Below are 20,572 nucleotides of genomic sequence, written 5' to 3' on the forward strand. Positions count from 1 at the left end.
CGACGATAAGGATGGCCCATGAATGCGACCGCCACGCCCGCGCCGGCCAGGCGCCGACGGAACCCCATCAGCATGGCGATCGCGCTGCTCGTCGCGGTGCTCGTGCTGCTGATCCTCATCATGATGTGGTGGTGGGACAAGGAGCCCGAGCAGTTCGATCCGGTCGCCGTCACCACGGCCCACATGAAGGACATCGGCCGCCCGTTGAGCACGGGTGCCGTCACCACCTACACACTGATCCGCTCGGTCGACACCCTGCTGGACAAACGCGGTGGCTACCTCAGCAACGACAAGCTGCCGCCCGGGGTGTTCATGGACAACATGCCCAACTGGGAATTCGGCTCGCTGGTCGCCTCGCGCGACCTGGCGCGATCGCTGCGCAACGACTTCAGCCGTTCGCAGACACAGTCCACCGAGGACAAGGACCTGGGCGAGGCGGATCCGCTGCTCAACAGTCCGAACGACCGATGGCTGCTGCCGAGTTCGGAGTCGCAGTATGCGAAGGCCACGGACGATCTCGAAAAGTACCTCTCGCGGCTGTCGGACGCCGAGGACGCGAACGCGCATTTCTACGCGCGCGCCGACAACCTGGCCGATTACCTGCAGACGGTGTCAGCACGCCTTGGTTCGCTCTCGCAGCGGCTTTCGGCGAGTGTCGGCCAGTTGAAGGTGGATGCCGCGCCGAATGCCGACGTGGCCGCGAACGCGGGCCCGGCCAAGGCCGTGTATGTGAAGACCCCCTGGAACAAGATCGACGACAACTTCTACGAAGCGCGTGGCTATACCTGGACCTTGCTGGAGCAGCTGAAGGCGATCCGCCACGACTTCGCCCCGATCCTGCGCAGCAAGAACGCGGATGCCAGCCTGCAACAGGTGATCCGGGAACTGGAAGAGTCGCAGAAGGCGCTGGGTAGCCCGGTGGTGCTCAACGGTTCGCCGTTCGGTTTCTTCGCCAACCATTCGCTGGTGATGGCGAACTACATATCGCGGGCGAACGCGGCGATCATCGATCTGCGGGGCTTGCTGGGGCGCGGGTGACGGTGATGGGGTGCGGTGAACGGGCCGCGCTGCGCGCGGATCACCGATAGGATCGGCTCCCGCCAGGACCTGCGCGGGTCCTGGTGGGAGCCGACCTTGTCGGCGATGGGTGCTCGCCAAAACCGGCAGAAGCACCCACATCGATCACGATCAGTTATCGACCTTGTAGCGTTCCATGCCCGACACGATCTCGGCCTTGGCTTCTTCTGCGCCGACCCAGCCGTCGACCTTGACCCACTTGCCCTTCTCCAGGTCCTTGTAGTGCTCGAAGAAGTGGCCGATGCGCTCCAGCCAGTGGCCCGAGACCTGCTTGATGTCGCGGATATGCGCGTAGCCCGCGAACACCTTCTCCACCGGCACCACGACGAGCTTCTCGTCCGCGCCGGCCTCGTCGGTCATCTTCAGCATGCCGACCGGATGGCAGCGGATCACCGAGCCCGGGACCAGGGACAGGGGGAGGATCACCAGGGCGTCGAGGGGGTCGCCGTCGCCACCGAGCGTGCCGGGGACGTAGCCGTAGTTGCAGGGATAGCGCATCGGCGTGGAGAGGATGCGGTCGACGAAGATCGCGCCGCTCTGCTTGTCCACTTCGTACTTGACCGGCTCCGCATCCTTCGGGATTTCGATGATGACGTTGATTTCATCCGGCACGTTGCGACCGGCGGGAACGAGGTGCAGACCCATGGGATTCCTTGATTCTTCGGGGATAAGTCGGCCGGATAGGATAGGGCCACCCGCCCCGGGGGAAACCCCGGGGCGGGGCGCTCCCTTACTTCAGGTGTTCCCAGAGGTAGGTATAGGCCAGGGCGTTCATGAACGCCGACTGCTTGTTGTCCGCCGCGGCGCCGTGGCCACCCTCGATGTTCTCGTAGAGGCTGGCGTCGAAGCCCATGGCCTGCATGCGGGCGGCCATCTTGCGCGCATGAACCGGTCCCACGCGGTCGTCGCGGGTCGAGGTGGTGAACAGCACGGGCGGGTACCTGGTGCCTTTGCGCAGGTTCTGGTACGGCGAGAAGGTCTGGATGTACTTCCATTCCTCCGGCTTGTCCGGATCGCCGTATTCGGCCATCCACGAGGCGCCGGCCGACATGTGCGGATAACGCTTCATGTCCAGCAGGGCCACCTGGCTCACGATCGCGCCATAGAGCTGCGGATATTTCGTCAGCATGTTGCCGGCCAACAGGCCGCCATTGCTGCCGCCCATCATGCCCATGTGGCGCGGGCTGGTGATCTTGCGGTCGATCAGGTCCTGCGAGACGGCCGCGAAATCCTCGTAGGCACGCGGACGGTTCGCCTTCAGCGCCGCCTGGTGCCAGCGCGGGCCGTACTCGCCGCCGCCGCGGATATTGGCGATGACGTAGACGCCGCCCTTTTCCAACCATGCGCGGCCGACACCGGCGGAATACATCGGTTGCAGGGAAATCTCGAAGCCGCCGTAACCGTAGACCAGGGTCGGGTTGTTGCCGTCGGCCTTCATCGCCTTGGGCGCGATCTCGAAGTAGGGCACCTTCGTACCGTCCTTCGACGTGACGAAATGCTGGCTCACGACGAACCGCGACGCGTCGAAGAACGCCGGGCTGTGCTTGAGCGCCTCGCGCTCGCCCTTGCCCAGCGTGCCGTAGTAGAGCGTCGTGGGCTGCAGGAAGCCGGAGACGGTGAGGAAATACTCGTCGCTCTCGTCGGCGTCGATGCCGCCGGCCTGCATCGTGCTGAGCGCGGGCGCGCCGCTCAGTGTCTCGCTCTTCCATGCACCCGTGGAGGCCGGCGTCAGTACCTGGATCTCACTGACGACATCGCGCATGAGGTTGAGGATCAGGTGATGGCGCGTCCACGAGTGGCTCGACAGCGAGGTGTGCTCGTCGGGCGTGAAAAGCACGGTGATGTCACGCTTGCCGGCCATGTAATCGTCGAACTTCGCCGCCAGCAACGCGCCGGAAGGGTAGGTCTTGCCACCGACCGTCCACGGCGTGCGCGGCTCGATCAACAGCCACTCGCGTTCGACGTCGGTCTCGGCGTCGTTGGGGACGTCGACCTTCGCGAGCTTGCCGTCCTTGCCACGAAGGAAGGTTTCCGAGTTGTAGAACTCCAGCGCACGCTGCACGAAGTCGCGTTCGAAGCCGGGCGTGAGATCGCGGAAGGCCGAGATCGACATGTCGCTCGGCTTACCCTCGTATACCGTCGTGGCGGACGACAGCGGCGTGCCGCGCTTCCACTCCTTCACGATGCGCGGGTAGCTCGATGTCGTCATGGAGCCGGGACCGAAGTCCGTGGCGACGTAGATGTGGTCGTCGTCGATCCACGCGACCTGGCTCTTCGCCTCGGGCAGGGTGAAACCACCCTCGATGAAGTTCTTCGTCGACAGGTCGAACTCACGCACCACGTCGGCGTCCGCGCCGCCGCGCGAGAGCGAGACGAGGCAGCGGCGATTGTCGGGCTTGAGGCACTGGGCGCCATGCCACACCCAGTTCTCCTTTTCGGAGGCGGCGAGCGCGTCGAGATCGATCACCGTCTCCCAGGCGGGCTTGTCCTTGCGGTACTCGGCTAGTGTCGTCCGCCGCCAGAGGCCCTTCGGGTGTTGCTTGTCGCGCCAGAAGTTGTAGTAGTGGTCGCCGATCTTCGACACCATGGGAATCTTCGCGTCGGAATCGAGCACCTCGAGGATGCGCGCGTCGAGGGTCTTGAAATCCTCGCCTTCCGCATACTTGGCGACGGTCTCGGCGTTGCGCGCCTTGACCCATTCCAGTGGCTTGGCACCGTCGATGTCGTCGAGCCAGAGGTTTTCGTCATCGGCGCCGGCTTCGATGGCGGGCGCGGCGGTCTTGGGTGTTTCGTGGGCTTGGGTCATGCCACTGAAGGTAAGGGCGATGGCCAGCGCAATCCAGCGTCGATGCATGGGTCGGTGATCCTGGGGTGAAAGCCCGACCTTAACGCAGCGGCATCACGGTGGATGCCATGACTTCCTACCTATCCTGGGATGTGTCCATCCCGGGACGGCATGTCAGTGGAGCCACTTCACTGTGGGAGCCGCTTCAGCGGCGATGGGTGCTTGCCTCGACCTGGCCCGCTGCCGCGGGATCGCCGACAAGGTCGGCTCCCACCAGGGTGAGGTAAACCTCCCACCAAGGCGAGGCAAACCCCCACCAAGGCGAGGCAAGCCTCGCAGCAGGGCGAAGCAAGCCTGGTGGGAGACAACCGGGTGGGCCGGGCTCTGGTGGGAGCCGACCCTGTCGGCGATGCTCCTGAAGCCGGCGATGCCCCTACAGCAACGGAATCAACAACAACGCCACGATGTTGATGATCTTGATCAGCGGGTTCACCGCCGGCCCCGCCGTGTCCTTGTACGGATCGCCCACGGTATCGCCGGTGACGGCCGCCTTGTGCGCATCGGAGCCCTTGCCGCCGAAGTGGCCATCCTCGATGTACTTCTTGGCGTTGTCCCAGGCGCCACCTCCCGTGGTCATGGAGATGGCCACGAACAGGCCGGTGACGATCGTGCCGATCAGCACGCCGCCCAGAGCCTGCGCGCCGGCCTCCGGGCCGCCCAGCCACTTGAAGCCGAAGATCACCACCACGGGCACCAGCACCGGCAACAACGAGGGAACCAGCATCTCGCGGATCGCCGAACGGGTGAGCAGGTCCACCGCGCGGGAATAGTCGGGCTTGGTCGTTCCCTCCATGATGCCGGCGATCTCGCGGAACTGGCGGCGTACTTCTTCCACCACCGAGCCAGCGGCGCGACCCACTGCCTCCATCGCCATGGCGGCGAACAGGTAAGGAATCAGGCCACCGATCAGCAGGCCGATGATCACGTAGTGGTTGGACAAGTCGAAGCGCACCTCGGTACCGCCGAAATGCAGGTTCAGGTTATGCGTGTAATCGGCGAACAGCACCAGGGCGGCGAGGCCCGCCGAACCGATCGCATAGCCCTTGGTCACCGCCTTGGTCGTGTTGCCCACGGCGTCCAGCGGATCGGTCACGCCACGCACCTCGGCGGGGAGTTCGGCCATCTCGGCGATGCCGCCCGCGTTGTCGGTGATCGGCCCGTAGGCATCCAGGGCCACGATCATCCCGGTCATGCTCAGCATGGCGGTGGCGGCGATGGCGATGCCATAGAGGCCGGCCAGCGCGAATGCTCCCCAGATCGCCGCGCACACGGCGAGCACCGGCAGCGCGGTGGATTTCATCGAAACGCCGAGCCCGGCGATGATGTTGGTCGCATGGCCGGTGGTCGAGGCTTGCGCCACGTGGCGTACCGGGCGGAACTCGGTCGCGGTGTAGTATTCGGTGATCACCACCATGGCGCCGGTGAGCACCAGGCCGATGATCGCGCAGCCATAGATGCGGCCCGGGCCGAAGGCGGAATCGGCCATCAGGGATTGGGTGATGGGCCAGAACGCGACCGCCGCCAGTACGGCGGAAACGGCCACGCCGGCATAAAGGGCGTTCATGATCTTGCCGCCGCGCGTCTTCACGAAGAACGTGCCGATGACCGACGCCACGATCGAGGCGCCGCCGAGCACCAGTGGGTAGAGCACGCCCGAGGGACCGACCTCGGTCGCCATCACGCCGCCCAGCAACATCGTGGCGATCAGGGTCACCGCGTAGGTTTCGAAGAGGTCGGCGGCCATGCCGGCGCAATCGCCGACGTTGTCGCCCACGTTGTCCGCGATGACCGCCGGATTGCGCGGGTCGTCCTCGGGGATGCCGGCCTCGACCTTGCCGACCAGGTCCGCGCCCACGTCGGCACCCTTGGTGAAGATGCCACCGCCCAGGCGCGCGAAGATCGAGATCAGCGAGGACCCGAAGGCGAGCCCCACGAGCGAATGCAGGACATGCGTGCGCTCGTAGCCCATGTGGGTGAGCACGCCGTAATAACCGGCCACGCCGAGCAAACCGAGCCCGACCACCAGCATGCCGGTGACGGCGCCGCCACGGAAGGCCACCGCGAGGGCAGAAGAAAGGCCGCTCCTGGCGGCCTCGGCGGTACGTACGTTGGCGCGAACGGATACGTTCATGCCGATGTAGCCGGCCGCCCCCGAGAGCACCGCCCCCAGCGCGAAGCCGATCGCGGTACCCCAGTCGAGGAAGATGCCGAGGAGCAGGAAAAGCACGATGCCGACGACGCCGATGGTGGCGTATTGGCGGTTGAGGTAAGCGCGGGCGCCTTCCTGGATCGCCGCGGCGATCTCCTGCATTCGTTCGTTGCCCGGCGACCTGGCCAAGACCCAACTGACCGAAAACGCGCCGTACAGAATCGCAACGACCGCACATGCCAGCGCGATCCATAAACCGTACTGCTGCAGCATCGAAGCCTCCCCGAATTGTGGGAGCCCAACATGGGGCCCGATCCGAGTATAGGCAGGGGAGGCGGGGGAAGGCGTTGTGCGCTGCGGCGTAGGTGCCGCAGCGCACGCTCGGGTTACCGCGTGGCTATATCCAGGATGATGCCGGTGGCGATGGCCACGAGCAGGTACTGGTCGCTATCGTCGTCGCGGACCCAGTGGTAACCACGTGGCGGCTCGCGCAGGTGGCGCACGCGATAGTCGTTCACGATGATGACGGGACCATCGTAGCGATGACCGCGCTGCCAGCTGCGTGCATGCGGCGGCGGGCCGCGATGATTGCCGCGGTCGTCGTGCCAGTCGCGGTCGTCGCGCTTGTCATCGCGGCGATCCTGCCCTGGCGGTCCACCGCGCGGCGGATCGAAAGCGAACGCAGGCGCGATCGCGCCCAGGGTGGCGATGCAAAAGACCAGTTTGCCGAACGATTTCATGATTCGTGTCTCCCGTTAACGCGTGGCGATGTCGAAGATGATGCCTGTCGCGATGGCGACCAGGAGGAAATCGTTGTTCTCACGGACCCAGTGGTAGCCGCGCGGCGGGGGACGCAGGCGATAGCTGCCGTAGTCGTACACGACCACGTTGCGTCCGTAGTAACGATGCCCGCGCTCCCAATGGCCGTAGTAACGCGGCGGTGGCGGACGGTGGTAATAGACCGGGCGATGGTCATAACGGTGGTCGTAGCCGTGGCCGTAATAACGCGGCGGCGGACGATACCCGCGCCAGTCGTTGTCGTGGCGCCAGCCGCGGTCGTCATGGCGACGGTCGTAGCCGTGGCGGTCGCGATCACGGCCGTGGTCGCGGTCGCCGCGCCCATGGTCGTCGGCGAAGGCCGCCGTGGTGGTGGCCAGCGCCAGCACAGCGAACGCGGTACGAAGCATCGTTTTCATCATAGGTCTCCCAGGACGATCGTCACCCCGCGGGTCACCACGGCCGATCGACGATTCGGATGCTAGGCAGCGTTGGCTGAACGCGAAGTCCTACGAAATGAAAGATTCAAGAAAGCGTTCATTGCCGCGACAGCTATTGAACCGGCGCGTTCAGGAAATCGAGCCCGGGCGGAACTCCAGGCTGAGGTTTTCCGGGCGTTCCGGCAGGCGGAGCTCGGTTCTCCGTTCAGGTGTCCGGGCCAGAATCCGGCCCCCGCGTACCACCAGCAGGCGGTTCGCCTTGAGCCGGATGGCCTCGTAGGCGTCACCGGCCTGCAAGAGCACCAGGTCGGCGCGGTTTCCCGGCGCGATGCCGTATCCCTCCAGGCCGAGCACCCGCGCCGCGTTGGCGGTCACGGCGGCGAAGGCGCGCGCCACGCCCGCCGTGGAAGTCATCTGCGCCACGTGAAGGCCCATGTGCGCCACGTCGAGCATGTCGGCGGAGCCCATGCCGTACCAGGGGTCCATGACGCAATCGTGGCCGAAGGCGACATTCACGCCCGCATCCATGAGTTCGGGCACGCGGGTCATGCCGCGCCGTTTCGGATACGTGTCGTGCCGGCCTTGCAGGGTGATGTTGATCAGTGGATTGGCGATCGCGTGCACGCCGGCTTCCGCGATGAGCGGGAGCAGCTTGGACACGTAGTAGTTGTCCATGGAGTGCATCGAGGTGAGGTGCGAGCCCGTCACACGCCCTTGCAAGCCGGTACGGATGGTCTCCGCAGCCAATGTCTCGATGTGGCGTGACAGCGGGTCGTCGGACTCGTCGCAGTGCATGTCCACGCGCAGGCCGCGCTCCGCCGCCAGTTCGCACAACCAGCGGATGGAGGCGGCACCGTCGGCCATCGTCCGTTCGAAGTGCGGTATGCCGCCGACCACGTCCACGCCCATGTCCAGCGCGCGCACGAGGTTCGCCTTCGCATGCGGCGAGCGCAGCAGGCCGTCCTGGGGGAACGCAACGAGTTCGAGGTGAAGGTACGGCGCGACGCGGCGCTTCACTTCGAGCAACGCTTCCGTCGCCAGGAGGCGATCGTCGCAGACGTCCACGTGGCTGCGGATCGCGAGCAGTCCCTGGGCCACGGCCATGTCGCAATAGGCCATCGCGCGATCGACCAGCGCCTGCTGGATGAGGTGGGGTTTCAATTCGCCCCACAGCGCGATGCCTTCGAGCAACGTGCCGGAGGCGTTCAGGCGTGGCAGGCCGAGCGACAGCGTGGCATCCATGTGGAAATGCGCGTCGACGAACGGCGGCGCGACCAGCCGGCCCTGTGCGTCGATCTCCTCGGCTCCCTTCGCCGGCAGGCCGTGTTGGATCGCCGCGAAGCGGCCGTCCACGATCCCGATGTCGACGTCCGTGCGGCCGTCGGTAAGGCTGGCGTGGCGGATGATGAGGTCCATGGCGGGTCCGGGAAGGATGACGCTTCATGATACCGGCCGCTTCGCCGCCGGGTCATCGCCAACCGCGTTGGCCCGCACAGGGTGGCCTGCCGGTTCATTGGCATGCACCGATCCTTGCTGGCGCCGTCACGCAACGCGCACCGCGACGGCGAGAGTCTCCCTGCGGACCCGGAGCAAGCCGCGCCGACGCGTTGCCGAGGATGGAAGCCATGGTCGACAAGCAGCCGACGATTCGTGGAAAGAAGATCACGCCCTTGCAGAAGGCTGCCGTGGACGCGCCGCAAGGCAGTATCGCGGCCTTGCGCAAGCAGGCACGCGAGTGCCGGGCGTGCGACCTGTGGAAGCCGGCGACGCAGACGGTGTTCGGTGAGGGATCGGTGCACGCGCGGATCGTGGTGATCGGCGAACAGCCCGGTGACCAGGAAGACCTGGCCGGCAAGCCCTTCGTCGGTCCCGCAGGCAAGTTGTTCGATCGCGCGCTGGATGCGGCGGGCATCGAACGTAGTGCTCTCTATGTCACCAATGCGGTGAAGCACTTCAAGTTCGAGCCGCGGGGAAAGGTGCGCCTGCACAAGCGGGCGAACGCGGAGGAGCAGGCGGCATGCCGGCCCTGGCTGGCGGCGGAGATCGACCGCATCGATCCGAAGGGCATCGTATGCCTGGGCGCGATGGCGGCGCAGGCGGTGTTTGGCGCGTCGTTCCGGCTGATGGCGGAACGCGGGCGCTGGATCGAACTGGCGGACGGACGCCGTGGACTGGCCACGGTGCATCCGTCGTACCTGCTGCGCTTGCCGGGGCATGAGGCACGCGAGCAGGGCTTCGCGGATTTCGTTCGCGACCTCAAGCGGTTGCGCGAGGTGTTGGGGTAGATGAGTACTCGTGGAGCCGGGTGGGAGCCGACTCTGTCGACGATCCCGCGGCAGCGAGCCAGGTCACCGCAAGCACCATCGCCGCTGAAGCGGCTCCCACAACGAGCGGCTCCCCCACCCCTGGAGCGCGATGTCACCCGATCGCGAACTTCTTCAACTTCCTCGGCACCGCCGCGTTCTTGAGCGTCACATACACCGGCAGGCCATCCGCCCCGTACGGCGGCGGGGCCTCGCCCTGGATCAGCGGCGCGAGGTAACGGCGCGCCGCCGCGGTGATGCCGAAACCATCCTTCGAGATGAAGTTCTTCGGCATCTTCTTCTCGTGATTGGCGATCTTGTCCAGCGGCGCCGCCTCGATCTTCCACTTGTACGGCTCGTCCGACGTGCGCACGATCACCGGCATGACGGCGTTGAGTCCTTCCGCCGCGTATTCCACCGCCTTCTTGCCCACGGCGTAAGCCTGTTCGAGGTCGGTCTTGGAAGCGACGTGCCGCGCCGAACGCTGCAGGTAGTCGGGCAGGGCCCAGTGGTACTTGTAGCCCAGCTTCTCGCGCACCAGCGCCGCCAGCACCGGCGCGGCGCCGCCCAGTTGCGCATGGCCGAACGCGTCGCGCGCGCCGGACTCGGCGAGGAATTTCCCTTCCTTGTCCTTGACGCCCTCGGACACCACGACGGTGCAATAACCCACTTTCTCGACGGTGGCCTTGACCTTGGCGAGGAACGCTTCCGGATCGAAAACGTTCTCCGGGAACAGGATGACGTGCGGCGGATCGCCCGCCGCCGAACCGGCCAGGCCGGCCGCCGCGGCGATCCAGCCCGCGTGGCGGCCCATCACCTCGATGATGAACACCTTCGTGGAGGTATCCATCATCGAGGCGACGTCGAGGCTGGCCTCGCGCACGGCGATCGCCGTGTACTTGGCCACCGAGCCGAAGCCCGGGCAGGTGTCGGTCACCACCAGGTCGTTGTCGATCGTCTTCGGCACGCCGATGCAGTTCACCTCGTAGCCGAGCGCCTGGCCGATCTTCGAGACCTTGTTGGCGGTGTCCGCCGAATCGTTGCCACCGTTGTAGAGGAAGGTGCGGATGTCGTGCGCCTTGAAGACCTCGATCAGGCGTTCGTATTCGGCGCGGTTCTCCTCCGGCGACTTCAGCTTGTAGCGGCAGGAGCCGAAGGCGCCGCCCGGCGTGTGCTTCAGCGCGGCGATGTTGGCCTTGGCTTCCTTGGAGGTGTCGATGAGCTCCTCGCGCAGCACGCCAAGGATGCCGTTGCGCGCGGCATATACCACGATGCCCTTGTCCCGGGCCGTCTCGATGACGCCCGCGGCGGTGGCGTTGATCACGGCGGAGACACCGCCCGACTGGGCGTAGAGGAGTTTGCCGGCGGCCATGCTTCGCATCCTTCTGGTGGGCGGAAAGCGCAGGGTAGCGCGCCCGGCGTCACGGTGGCTTGAACGGGGCCGGTATTTCAGCCGTTTGACGCGGCGGCGCCGCTGCCGTTACCTTGAGACCCATTTTCTCGTGTCCGGCGGCGGGTTTGCCCCGTGCGTCCGACGAAACGGAGCATCAATGCGACTCGTGCTATTCGGCGCCCCCGGTTCCGGCAAGGGTACCCAGGCCACCCGCCTCAAGGAACGCCTCGGCGTACCGCACATCTCCACCGGCGACCTGTTGCGCGCGGAGATCAAGGCCGGCACCGAACTGGGCCTCAAGGCCAAGGGCCTCATGGACGCCGGCCAGCTGCTGCCCGACGACATCATGCTCGGCATCATCGAGCATCGCCTGGGCGAGCCCGACGCGAAGCCGGGCTTCATCCTCGACGGCTATCCGCGCAACCTGGCGCAGGCCGACGCGCTCGATACCGTGCTCGCCCGCATCGGCCAGCCGCTGGATGTCGTGGTGAAGCTCGACGTGCCCGATTCGGCCATCGTCGACCGCTGCGAAGTGCGTTTCGAGAAGGAAGGCCGTCCGGACGACAACCCGGACACGGTCAAGAGGCGGCTCAGCATCTATGCCGACCAGACCGCGCCCGTGGCCGACTTCTACAAGCAGCGCGGCAAGTTGCAGGTCGTCGACGGCGTCGGCGAGCTCGACGAGGTGACCCAGCGCGTGCTGGACGTACTGCCCGGTGGCGTCAAGGCCGCCAGCGCCTGATCCCCCTGGTCCGCCGGCCACGCCGGCGGATCTCCGCGGTGCCTGCGCACCGCGCCAGACGAGCCCCCACATGCGCGTCCACATCCTCGGTATCTGCGGCACCTTCATGGGCGGCGTCGCCGCGCTGGCGCGCGAACTCGGCCTTACCGTCGAAGGCTCCGACGCCAACGTCTACCCGCCCATGAGCACCCAGTTGCAGGATCTCGGCATCGCCCTGATGCAGGGCTACAAGGCGGAACACCTGCAGCCCGCGCCTGACCTGGTCGTCGTCGGCAATGCCATGACGCGTGGCAACCCCGCCGTGGAATACATGCTCGACGAAGGCCTGCGCTACATCTCCGGGCCGCAATGGCTGGGCGAGACCCTGCTCGGCGGGCGCGAGGTGCTGGCGGTGGCCGGCACGCATGGCAAGACCACGACCACCAGCCTGCTGGCGCACCTGCTCGAGTCCGCCGGCCTCTCGCCAGGCTTCCTGATCGGCGGCGTGCCGGGGAACTTCGATGTCTCGGCGCGGCGTGGCGAAGGCAAGCCGTTCGTGATCGAGGCCGACGAATACGATTCTGCCTTCTTCGACAAGCGGTCCAAGTTCGTCCATTACCGGCCGCGCATCGCGATCCTCAACAACCTCGAATACGACCACGCGGACATCTTCCCCGACGTGGCGGCGATCCAGCGCCAGTTCCACCACCTGGTGCGCACCGTCCCGGGCAACGGCCGCCTGATCGTCAACGCCGAGGACGCCTACCTGGCCGAGGTGCTGGCGATGGGCGCGTGGACGCCGGTGGAGACTTTCGGCATCGACGCCGGCGACTGGCGCGCCGAACTTCTGTCCTCCGATGGCTCGCATTTCCGCGTGCACCGCGCCGGCATGCCGCTGGGCGAGGTCCGTTGGGAATCGCTGGGCCGGCACAACGTCATGAACGCGCTGGCCGCGCTCGCCGCGGCGACGGCGGCCGGCGCCGATCCCGTCGCGTTGCTGCCCGCCTTCGGCGACTTCGCGAGCGTGAAGCGGCGCATGGAACTCATCGGCATGGCGCGTGGCGTGACCGTATACGACGACTTCGCCCACCATCCCACCGCCATCGCCACCACGTTGGCGGGCTTGCGGGCGAAGGTCGGCGGCGCGCGCATCCTCGTGGCGCTGGAACCGCGTTCGAACTCGATGCGGCTCGGGGCGCATGCCGAGGCACTCGCGCCTTCGCTGGCCGACGCGGACCGCGTGGTCTTCCTGCACCGGCCCGAGCTTGCCTGGGATGCGGGGAAGGTCACCTCCGCGCTTGACGGCCGCGGCGCCACCTCGCCCACCGTGGACGGACTCGTCGCGGCGCTGGCGGCGGAAGCACGCGACGGCGACCACGTCGTCTTCATGTCCAATGGCGGCTTCGAAGGAGCGCCGCGGCGCTTCTTCGCGGCGCTGGACGCGGGTTAGACTCACGGGCATGGCCGCGACCACGCCCGCGCTCGACCTTCCGCTGTTTCCCCTGTCGAACGTCCTCTTTCCGGGCGGTCACCTGCAATTGCGCATCTTCGAACCGCGCTACATCGACCTGGTGCGCGAATGCGCGCGCACCGGCCGGGCCTTCGGCGTGTGCATGATCCTCGAAGGCCGCGAGGCGGGTCAGCCCGCCGTCCCCGCCGCCGTGGGCACGCTGGCCACGATCACCGATTTCCACACCCGTGAAGACGGCCTGCTCGGCATCGTCGCCGAGGGCGGGCGGCGCTTCCGGGTGATGCGCACGCGCGTGCGTTCGGACGGCCAGGTGCGCGGCGACATCGCCACCTGGCAAGACGAGGAAACCATTCCCTTGCCGGCCGAATTCGGCTTGCTGGCGACCATCCTGGAACGCCTCTCCGAGCAGATGTCGCCGCCGTGGCGCAACGACGTGGCGGCGAAGGCGGACGACGCGAGCTGGGTGGGGTTCCGTCTGTCCGAGCTGCTGCCGCTGGATCCGGACGAGTGCCAGCACATGCTCGAACTCGCCGATCCCCTGCAACGCCTTGCGGAACTGCGCGATATCCTTCCGCGTTTCCAACGTGCATGAGGCATCGGCCATGACGACGCTCGCCGGCAAGACGCTGTTCATCACCGGGGCATCGCGCGGTATCGGGCTTGCGATCGCCCTGCGCGCCGCGCGTGACGGCGCCAATATCGTCATCGCGGCGAAGAGCAACGTGCCCAATCCGCGCTTGCCGGGCACCATCCATACCGCCGCCGCGGAGATCGAAGCCGCCGGCGGCGTGGCCCTGCCGCTCAAGGTGGATATCCGCGAGGAAGCCGAAGTGCGCATGGCGGCCGCCACCGCCGCGGAACGTTTCGGCGGGATCGACATCCTGGTGAACAACGCCAGCGCGATCTGGCTGGCCGGCGTGGAGGACACGCCGATGAAACGTTTCGACCTCATGCACGAGGTGAACACGCGTGGCACCTTCCTCGCGACGCAGGCGTGCCTGCCGTTCCTCAAGGAAGCGGCCAATCCGCATGTGCTGATGCTTTCGCCGCCACCGAGCATCGATCCACGTTGGTACGCGCCGCACGTGGCGTACACCATCGCCAAATTCGGCATGAGCCATTGCGTGCTCGGCATGGCGCCGGAATTCGCCCCGATGGGCATCGCGGTGAACGCGTTGTGGCCGCGAACGGTGATCGCGACCGCCGCCATCGCCATGCTCGGCGACACGGTGCGTCCTGAGCATTGCCGCACGCCCGGGATCGTGGCAGACGCCGCTCACGCGATCCTCACGAAGCCGTCACGCGACTTCACCGGCCATTTCTGCATCGACGAAGACGTCTTGCGGGAAGAGGGCGTGCGCGACTTCGACCGTTACGCGGTCGCACCGGGAAATACGCTGTTACCCGACCTGTTTCTATGACTACGGTGTCAGCGATGGACTGCCGCTCGTCAGGCTAGCTCGTTTGGCGTATGGCCGCTTTCGGCAAGCGGGTATAACGTCGGGCCGGTCGTCCCTGCTGGGAATGCGGGCGGCGAAGTGGGGCTTGCCGGCCTGCAGGGGTGCCGGCGGCGGGTCCGAAGACGAGCCCGCGAAGCCGGCAGCAGGCCACGAAATGGTGAGGAGCAGGCATGTCGCGCGGGGAATCGACGGGACGTTGCGTCGTTTGGGTGGGTAGACCGAGCGTCGAGGAACACTTCGGGCTGATCCGGGCAGGCTGGCGAACGCTGGTCGCCGACCCGGCACGCCAGGATGCGGAACCGCCCGAATGCGGCGACGCCGCCATCGCGGTGGTGGACTTGCGCACGAGTGCGCAAGCCGCGGTGCGAGTCCTCGCCGGGTTGCGTGAGTCGCATCCCGGCATGGTGTGGATCGGCCTGACCAGCGCGCGAACGCCAGCGCGCGATCCTTCCGTTCGCCATGTATTGCCGCAGGCGTTCGAGATCATCGACGGTCCTTCGTCGTTCGGCGCCTTGCGCCGCGCCCTCGCCCGCGTTCCCGGGGACAGGACGGCGGCTGTCGACGACCAGCCCAGCATGCTGACCGGCAGCAGCCCGGCCATCCGCGCGCTGTCGCAGAACATCCGCAAGTTCGCGCCCGTGGAACTGCCCTTGCTGATCACGGGCGAGACCGGTACGGGCAAGGAGATGGCCGCACGCGCCTTGCACCAGATTTCCTCGCGCAGCGACCGCCCGTTCGCCGCGATCAATTGCGGCGCCTTGCCGGCCAACCTCGTGCAGTCGGAATTGTTCGGTCACGAGCGCGGGGCTTTCACGGGGGCCACCGCGCGGCGTATCGGCCACTTCGAATCCGCCGACGGCGGCATCGTCTTCCTCGACGAGATCGGTGACCTGCCATTGGACGCGCAGACCAACCTGCTGCGCGTATTGCAGGAGGGAACGATCGAGCGGATCGGCAGCTGCCAGTCGATCAAGGTGGATGTGCGCGTGCTCGCCGCGACCCATGTGGACCTGGAAAAGGCGGTCATGCAGGGGCGTTTCCGCGAGGACCTGTTCTACCGCCTCAACGTGCTGCGCCTGCGCATGCCGCCGCTTCGCGAGCGCCAGGGCGACATCGAAGTGCTGGCGCAGCATTTCCTCGATGCCTTCCGCGAGAGTTACGGAACGCGGGCCCGCGCGTTCAGTGCGAATGCGCGCAAGGCGATGAACGCGTTCGCATGGCCCGGCAACGTGCGCGAGTTGATGAACCGCGTGCAGCGCGCGGCGGTGATCGCCGAGGATGCGTTGATCACGCCGGAAGACCTGGAGTTGAGCCTGGACGCGACCGCTGGCGATCGTGACAGCCTGGGCAGCGCGCGCACCTCGGCCGAGCGCGAGGCGATCGTCGATTGCCTGCGCGCGAGCGCCTTCAACATCAGCGAATGCGCGCGCCGCCTGCGCGTTTCCCGCGTCACCGTCTATCGGCTTTGCAAGAAGCATCAACTGGCCCTCGATCAGTTGCGTTGACGGCACCGGTTCCACCCGCCCCGGAAAAGAAAACTCCCGGTCCTCGGAAGGACCGGGAGTCCCCATTCGTTCGTCCGGCTTGGCAGGGTCGTCGGGCGAGCGAACCACGCGGCTTCACAGGGCCTTGCCCCTGGATGGGAGCAAGCGTCGTGCCATCATGCCGATGCTTTGATTCGCAAGGAATTTTCCGCGACGACCCGGACGCCGGCCGTTCAGCCGGTGTAGCGACGTGTAACACGCCGTTGCAGGGGAGACACACGTCCCACGTTGTCGAGGCGCCCATCGCCTTATACGATGCGTTTTTCACGCGCGTGCATGCGCATCCATCCTTGCATGGGTTCCGGCGCCGCCGGGGCCGGGAGTCCGTTCCGATGTCGTCGCATCCTGTCGATCCCTCCGACCTTCTCGGCCTGGGCAAGCGTTACTGGCTGCCGGTCTACCGTCCGCGCGACGTCGTGCTCGACCACGGCAAGGGCGCGCGGGTGTGGGACACGCAAGGTCGGGACTACCTGGATTTCGGGGCCGGTATCGCGGTGAACTCGCTCGGTCACCAGGATCCCGACCTTGTCGCGGCGCTGGTCGCCCAGGCGCACAAGCTCTGGCACGCCAGCAATGTCTTCTATTCCGAGCCGCCCTTGCGCCTGGCGCAGGAGCTGGTGGACCACGCGCCGTTCGCCGAGCGCGTTTTCCTGTGCAATTCCGGCGCCGAGGCGAACGAGGCCGCGATCAAGCTGGTGCGCAAGTGGGCGGCCTCGCAGGGGCGTACCCCGGAAGAGCGGGTGATCGTCACCTTCAAGGGCTCGTTCCACGGCCGTACCCTCGCCACGGTCACGGCCACCGCGCAGCCGAAATACCAGGAAGGCTACGAGCCGCTGCCCGGGGGCTTCCGCTACGTGCCCTTCAACGATCCCGCGGCACTGGAAGAAGCATTCGCCCAGGGTGGCGTCGCCGCCGTCATGCTCGAACCGGTGCAGGGCGAGGGCGGCGTGATGCCGGCCGCGCCGGGCTTCCTGAAGAAGGTGCGCGAACTGTGCGACGAGCACGGCGCGCTGATGGTGCTCGACGAGATCCAGTGCGGCATGGGTCGCACGGGCACGCTGTTCGCGCACAGCCACGACCATGTCACGCCCGATATCGTCACCCTGGCCAAGGCGCTCGGCGGCGGCTTTCCCATCGGCGCGATGCTGGCGGGGCCGAAGGTGGCCGAGGTCATGCAGTTCGGTGCCCATGGCACGACCTTCGGCGGTAACCCGATGGGCGCGGCGGTGGCGCGCGTGGCTCTGGCCAAGATCGCTTCGCCCGCGGTGTTGCTCAACGTGGAGCGCCAGTCCAACGACATCCGCAAGGGCCTCGACAAGCTCAACCACGAATTCCAGCTGTTCTCGGAAGTACGTGGCCGCGGCCTGATGCTGGGCGCCGTCCTCGACGCGTCATACAAGGGCCGCGCGGGCGAGATCCTGGACATCGCCGCCGCCCACGGCCTGCTGATCCTCCAGGCGGGGCCGGACGTGCTGCGTATCGTGCCCCCGCTGACGATCACGGACGAAGAGGTGGCCGAGGGCCTGGAGCGCCTGCACGCCACGCTGGCCGAGTTCGCGCAGGAAGCGAAGGTCGCCTGATAGCGCCCGCATGCGGTAAGCACGTGTGATCGAGGCAAGCACGTGTGGGAGCCGACCTTCACGTGTGGGAGCCGACCTTGTCGGCGATCCCGCGGCAGCGGGCAAGGGTGCCGCAAGCGCCCATCGCCGCTGAAGCGGCTCCCACAGTGATTCAGCCCCCTCAGTAAATCGGCCTCCCACAGTGAATTTGGCCTTCCATAGTGAATCGGCCTCCCCGGTGCGGCCGGATCGCGTTACAGCGCGGCGAACGCCGCCGCCGCCGCGTCGATCGTCGCCTCGATCTCCGCCTCGCCGTGCGCGCTCGACACGAATCCCGCCTCGAAGGCCGACGGCGCCAGGTACACGCCGCGTTCGAGCATGCCGTGGAAGAAGCGGTTGAAGGACGCCACATCGGCCACGGTGGCCTGTGCGTAGGTCTCCACCGTCTCGTTCGTAAAGAACAACCCGAACATCGCTCCCACGCGGTTCACGCTGAACGGAATGCCGGCCTTGCGCGCCGCGCCCAGGATGCCGTCGGTGAGGCGCACGGTCCGTGCCGCGAGGTCGTCGTGGAAACCCGGTGCCTGGATCAGCCGGAGCATCGCGAGCCCGGCGGCCATGGCGACGGGATTCCCCGACAAGGTGCCTGCCTGGTAGATCGGGCCCGAGGGCGCGATCTGCTGCATCAGGTCGCGACGGCCGCCATAGGCGCCGACCGGCATGCCGCCACCGATGATCTTGCCGAAGCAGGTCAGGTCCGGGGTGATGCCATAGTGGGCCTGTGCCCCGCCGAGGGCGACACGGAAACCGGTCATCACCTCGTCGAAGATCAGCAGCGAGCCGTGTTGCGTGCACAGCTCCCGCAGCGCGGCGAGATAGCCGTCCTTCGGCGGAATGCAGTTCATGTTGCCGGCGACCGGCTCGATGATCAGACCGGCGATATCGTCGCCGTGCTCGGCGAACAGTTCCCGCGCCGCGTCGATATCGTTGTATGGAAGCGTGAGGGTGAGGTCGGCCGCGGCCTTGGGAACCCCCGGCGAGGTCGGCACGCCGAAGGTGAGGGCGCCCGAGCCGGCCTTCACCAGAAAGCTGTCGCCGTGGCCGTGGTAGCAGCCTTCGAACTTCACGATCTTGTTGCGGCCGGTGGCGCCACGGGCCAGGCGGATCGCGGACATCGTCGCTTCGGTGCCGGAGTTCACCATGCGGACCATGTCCACCGAGGGAACCAGCGAAACGATCGTCTCGGCCATGGTCACTTCCGCCGCGCAGGGCGTGCCGAAGGACAGGCCATCCCGCACCGCGCGCTCGACCGCTTCGCGTACCGCGGGATGGTTGTGGCCCACGATCATCGGCCCCCACGAACCCACGTAGTCGATGTAGCGCTTGCCTTCCACGTCCCACAGATACGCGCCGTCGGCGCGGGCGGTGAAGAACGGTTCGCCGCCGACCGACTTGAAGGCGCGCACGGGCGAATTGACACCGCCAGGCAGCAGTTGTCGGGCGCGGTCGAAGAGTTCGTGGTTCGTGGTCATCGAATGATTCCGGGGCGTGGGTCGAAAAGGTCGGCGAAACGGCGCGTCGCCGTCTGGATGTCGGGCGCGGCGAAAATGGCGGAGACCACGGCAAGGTAGTCGGCGCCCGCGTCGATCACGGCCTGCGCATTGTCGGCGCTGATCCCGCCGATCGCCACGACCGGAAGGCCCAGGGAGCGTGCCTGCGTCAATACGTCGTGTGGCGCGACCGGCGCGTGGGGCTTGGTCGTGGACGGGTACATCGCGCCGAAAGCAAGGTAGTCGGCTCCTTCGGCGGCCAGCTGCCGGGCCCGTTCGATGGAGCCATAGCAGGAAACGCCGACGATCGCGTCCGGACCGAGCACGTCGCGGGCCTCGGCGATGGAGACGTCCTCACGGCCCAGGTGAACGCCGCCGCCGGTCTCGTGGGCGAGTGCGACGTCGTCGTTGACGATGAAGGGCACGCCGTAGCGGGCGCAAATGCGTGAAATCTCGTCGGCTTCGGAGCGGCGCCGGTCGGTGTCGGCCGTCTTGTCGCGGTACTGCAAGAGGCGCGCGCCACCGGCGAGAGCGGCTTCCACGGCGGCGAAGAGATCGTCGCGGGGCCCGTCGGTGATGGCGTAGACGCCCTTGCCGGCGAGTGGGGATCGGAGGAGGGAGGTCATGGTGGTCCTTCGGAATGTGACGGCGCCGCGCTATCGCCGCCGCGCCGGGGGTGACAGAATGTGGGACTTTCCCGTTCCACGACAGTACGCAAAGCCATGAGCCAGAGCACCGAAACCACCCTTCGCAAATGGATGTGCGTCGTTTGCGGCTTCATCTACGACGAAGCCCTGGGGCTGCCAGACGAGGGCATCGAGCCGGGCACGCGCTGGGAAGACATCCCCGACACCTGGACCTGCCCGGATTGCGGCGTGACCAAGGACGACTTCGAGATGGTCGAACTGGACTGACGACGCCGGCGCACAGCATCAAGGGATGGGGCTGACATCTTTTCGCCCCATTTCGCCAGCGTCAGCGCAGAAAAACCTGCTTCCATGGTTCCAGGGCCACGCAACGTGGCCGACTCGTGGAGGAAGCGGTCATGCAGCGATTCATTCCCTTCGACGACCAGTGGGACGAGCTTGCCGGCATCGATCCGGCGGCGCTCGTTCCCTATCACGTGGGTGTTCCCTGCCAGCACGGCCTTTCACCGGATCAGCGGATGGCGCCGGGCTCGCCCTCGACCGTGAGTGGCTCGCCCAGCTTCAGTCCCAGCTTGCCCGCGGTGCCTGCCGGCAATTCCAGGACATAGCGCGCGCTGCCGTCGCTGGGATAGATGG

General features: G+C 66.8%; 19 protein-coding genes (1 of these 19 cut by a window edge). 9 read left to right on the plus strand and 10 right to left on the minus strand.

What is annotated here, in order from left to right:
- Positions 1–18 precede the first annotated feature (18 nt).
- The gene (locus tag ACR9Y6_RS17800; RefSeq protein ID WP_481282490.1) at positions 19–1,038 is read left to right on the plus strand and encodes a DUF2333 family protein; all 1,020 of its coding nucleotides are present in this window, start codon (positions 19–21) and stop codon (positions 1,036–1,038) included.
- Positions 1,039–1,188: 150 nt separating this feature from the next.
- Here ACR9Y6_RS17800 and ppa read toward each other — a convergent pair whose 3' ends face one another.
- The 6 genes from ppa to ACR9Y6_RS17830 all read right to left on the minus strand — a co-directional run bounded on the left by ppa (position 1,189) and on the right by ACR9Y6_RS17830 (position 8,704).
- Entirely contained in the window at positions 1,189–1,722 is a 534-nt protein-coding gene (ppa, locus tag ACR9Y6_RS17805; protein ID WP_481282491.1) for an inorganic diphosphatase, read from the minus strand.
- An 85-nt stretch (positions 1,723–1,807) separates the two neighbouring features.
- Positions 1,808–3,931 carry a prolyl oligopeptidase family serine peptidase gene (locus tag ACR9Y6_RS17810; RefSeq protein WP_481282492.1) on the minus strand — a complete coding sequence of 708 codons (2,124 nt, stop codon included), beginning with the start codon at positions 3,929–3,931 and terminating at the stop codon, positions 1,808–1,810.
- 364 nt (positions 3,932–4,295) lie between these two features.
- Entirely contained in the window at positions 4,296–6,344 is a 2,049-nt protein-coding gene (locus ACR9Y6_RS17815) for a sodium-translocating pyrophosphatase (protein ID WP_481282493.1), read from the minus strand.
- 113 nt (positions 6,345–6,457) lie between these two features.
- The gene (locus ACR9Y6_RS17820) at positions 6,458–6,811 is read right to left on the minus strand and encodes an RcnB family protein (protein ID WP_481282494.1); all 354 of its coding nucleotides are present in this window, start codon (positions 6,809–6,811) and stop codon (positions 6,458–6,460) included.
- A gap of 15 nt (positions 6,812–6,826) precedes the next feature.
- Positions 6,827–7,267 (minus strand): RcnB family protein, encoded by a 441-nt coding sequence (locus ACR9Y6_RS17825; RefSeq protein WP_481282495.1) that lies wholly within the window; start codon positions 7,265–7,267, stop codon positions 6,827–6,829.
- Between the two features lie 150 nt (positions 7,268–7,417).
- A complete protein-coding gene (locus ACR9Y6_RS17830; RefSeq protein ID WP_481282496.1) occupies positions 7,418–8,704 on the minus strand; it encodes an amidohydrolase family protein in 1,287 nt (428 codons plus the stop codon).
- A gap of 26 nt (positions 8,705–8,730) precedes the next feature.
- On the opposite strand from ACR9Y6_RS17830, the gene ACR9Y6_RS17835 reads away from it, so the two are divergent.
- Entirely contained in the window at positions 8,731–9,573 is an 843-nt protein-coding gene (locus tag ACR9Y6_RS17835; RefSeq protein WP_481282497.1) for a UdgX family uracil-DNA binding protein, read from the plus strand.
- 133 nt (positions 9,574–9,706) lie between these two features.
- Here ACR9Y6_RS17835 and ACR9Y6_RS17840 read toward each other — a convergent pair whose 3' ends face one another.
- Positions 9,707–10,963, minus strand: coding sequence for a 6-phosphofructokinase (locus ACR9Y6_RS17840; RefSeq protein WP_481282498.1), 1,257 nt, complete (start codon positions 10,961–10,963; stop codon positions 9,707–9,709).
- A gap of 178 nt (positions 10,964–11,141) precedes the next feature.
- Here ACR9Y6_RS17840 and ACR9Y6_RS17845 point away from each other — a divergent pair, with 178 nt between their 5' ends.
- From ACR9Y6_RS17845 to ACR9Y6_RS17870, 6 genes are all read left to right on the plus strand, one after another.
- Positions 11,142–11,726: an adenylate kinase gene (locus tag ACR9Y6_RS17845; protein WP_481282499.1), complete on the plus strand. Its 585-nt coding sequence runs from the start codon at positions 11,142–11,144 to the stop codon at positions 11,724–11,726.
- A gap of 70 nt (positions 11,727–11,796) precedes the next feature.
- Complete coding sequence (mpl, locus tag ACR9Y6_RS17850) at positions 11,797–13,155, plus strand: UDP-N-acetylmuramate:L-alanyl-gamma-D-glutamyl-meso-diaminopimelate ligase (protein WP_481282500.1); 1,359 nt, start codon at positions 11,797–11,799, stop codon at positions 13,153–13,155.
- 10 nt (positions 13,156–13,165) lie between these two features.
- On the plus strand, positions 13,166–13,768 hold the full coding sequence (locus ACR9Y6_RS17855; RefSeq protein WP_426285674.1) for an LON peptidase substrate-binding domain-containing protein: 603 nt from the start codon (positions 13,166–13,168) through the stop codon (positions 13,766–13,768).
- A gap of 10 nt (positions 13,769–13,778) precedes the next feature.
- The gene (locus tag ACR9Y6_RS17860; RefSeq protein WP_481282501.1) at positions 13,779–14,597 is read left to right on the plus strand and encodes an SDR family oxidoreductase; all 819 of its coding nucleotides are present in this window, start codon (positions 13,779–13,781) and stop codon (positions 14,595–14,597) included.
- A gap of 209 nt (positions 14,598–14,806) precedes the next feature.
- Complete coding sequence (locus ACR9Y6_RS17865) at positions 14,807–16,141, plus strand: sigma-54 interaction domain-containing protein (protein ID WP_481282502.1); 1,335 nt, start codon at positions 14,807–14,809, stop codon at positions 16,139–16,141.
- A 371-nt stretch (positions 16,142–16,512) separates the two neighbouring features.
- The gene (locus ACR9Y6_RS17870) at positions 16,513–17,760 is read left to right on the plus strand and encodes an acetylornithine/succinylornithine family transaminase (protein ID WP_481282503.1); all 1,248 of its coding nucleotides are present in this window, start codon (positions 16,513–16,515) and stop codon (positions 17,758–17,760) included.
- Between the two features lie 233 nt (positions 17,761–17,993).
- On the opposite strand, the gene hemL is transcribed toward ACR9Y6_RS17870, so the two are convergent.
- A complete protein-coding gene (hemL, locus tag ACR9Y6_RS17875) occupies positions 17,994–19,271 on the minus strand; it encodes a glutamate-1-semialdehyde 2,1-aminomutase (RefSeq protein ID WP_481282504.1) in 1,278 nt (425 codons plus the stop codon).
- On the minus strand, positions 19,268–19,915 hold the full coding sequence (gene thiE / locus ACR9Y6_RS17880; protein WP_481282505.1) for a thiamine phosphate synthase: 648 nt from the start codon (positions 19,913–19,915) through the stop codon (positions 19,268–19,270). The genes hemL and thiE overlap by 4 nt, the downstream gene beginning before the upstream one ends.
- Positions 19,916–20,011: 96 nt before the next feature.
- Between thiE and ACR9Y6_RS17885 the strand changes: the two genes are divergently transcribed.
- A complete protein-coding gene (locus ACR9Y6_RS17885) occupies positions 20,012–20,203 on the plus strand; it encodes a rubredoxin (protein ID WP_036116149.1) in 192 nt (63 codons plus the stop codon).
- Positions 20,204–20,447: 244 nt separating this feature from the next.
- On the opposite strand, the gene ACR9Y6_RS17890 is transcribed toward ACR9Y6_RS17885, so the two are convergent.
- Positions 20,448–20,572, minus strand: the 3' end of a protein-coding gene (locus ACR9Y6_RS17890; protein ID WP_481282506.1) for a DUF192 domain-containing protein. Its footprint extends 325 nt past the window's final position; 125 of the gene's 450 nt are visible here — the last part of the coding sequence; its start codon lies off the right edge, out of view — the gene reads right to left on this strand; its stop codon occupies positions 20,448–20,450.

This window comes from Luteibacter sp. TLI7-4A, assembly GCF_056754745.1.

Bases quoted from the DNA above. Each gene is read 5' to 3' on its own strand.
- ACR9Y6_RS17815 (WP_481282493.1), bottom strand. From the start codon at position 6,344: ATGCTGCAGCAGTACGGTTTATGGATCGCGCTGGCATGTGCGGTCGTT.
- ACR9Y6_RS17835 (WP_481282497.1), top strand. From the start codon at position 8,731: ATGATACCGGCCGCTTCGCCGCCGGGTCATCGCCAACCGCGTTGGCCC.
- mpl (WP_481282500.1), top strand. From the start codon at position 11,797: ATGCGCGTCCACATCCTCGGTATCTGCGGCACCTTCATGGGCGGCGTC.
- ACR9Y6_RS17855 (WP_426285674.1), top strand. From the start codon at position 13,166: ATGGCCGCGACCACGCCCGCGCTCGACCTTCCGCTGTTTCCCCTGTCG.
- ACR9Y6_RS17810 (WP_481282492.1), bottom strand. From the start codon at position 3,931: ATGCATCGACGCTGGATTGCGCTGGCCATCGCCCTTACCTTCAGTGGC.
- ACR9Y6_RS17830 (WP_481282496.1), bottom strand. From the start codon at position 8,704: ATGGACCTCATCATCCGCCACGCCAGCCTTACCGACGGCCGCACGGAC.
- ACR9Y6_RS17845 (WP_481282499.1), top strand. From the start codon at position 11,142: ATGCGACTCGTGCTATTCGGCGCCCCCGGTTCCGGCAAGGGTACCCAG.
- ppa (WP_481282491.1), bottom strand. From the start codon at position 1,722: ATGGGTCTGCACCTCGTTCCCGCCGGTCGCAACGTGCCGGATGAAATC.
- ACR9Y6_RS17885 (WP_036116149.1), top strand. From the start codon at position 20,012: ATGAGCCAGAGCACCGAAACCACCCTTCGCAAATGGATGTGCGTCGTT.
- ACR9Y6_RS17825 (WP_481282495.1), bottom strand. From the start codon at position 7,267: ATGAAAACGATGCTTCGTACCGCGTTCGCTGTGCTGGCGCTGGCCACC.
- hemL (WP_481282504.1), bottom strand. From the start codon at position 19,271: ATGACCACGAACCACGAACTCTTCGACCGCGCCCGACAACTGCTGCCT.
- ACR9Y6_RS17800 (WP_481282490.1), top strand. From the start codon at position 19: ATGAATGCGACCGCCACGCCCGCGCCGGCCAGGCGCCGACGGAACCCC.
- thiE (WP_481282505.1), bottom strand. From the start codon at position 19,915: ATGACCTCCCTCCTCCGATCCCCACTCGCCGGCAAGGGCGTCTACGCC.
- ACR9Y6_RS17860 (WP_481282501.1), top strand. From the start codon at position 13,779: ATGACGACGCTCGCCGGCAAGACGCTGTTCATCACCGGGGCATCGCGC.
- ACR9Y6_RS17840 (WP_481282498.1), bottom strand. From the start codon at position 10,963: ATGGCCGCCGGCAAACTCCTCTACGCCCAGTCGGGCGGTGTCTCCGCC.
- ACR9Y6_RS17870 (WP_481282503.1), top strand. From the start codon at position 16,513: ATGTCGTCGCATCCTGTCGATCCCTCCGACCTTCTCGGCCTGGGCAAG.
- ACR9Y6_RS17865 (WP_481282502.1), top strand. From the start codon at position 14,807: ATGTCGCGCGGGGAATCGACGGGACGTTGCGTCGTTTGGGTGGGTAGA.
- ACR9Y6_RS17820 (WP_481282494.1), bottom strand. From the start codon at position 6,811: ATGAAATCGTTCGGCAAACTGGTCTTTTGCATCGCCACCCTGGGCGCG.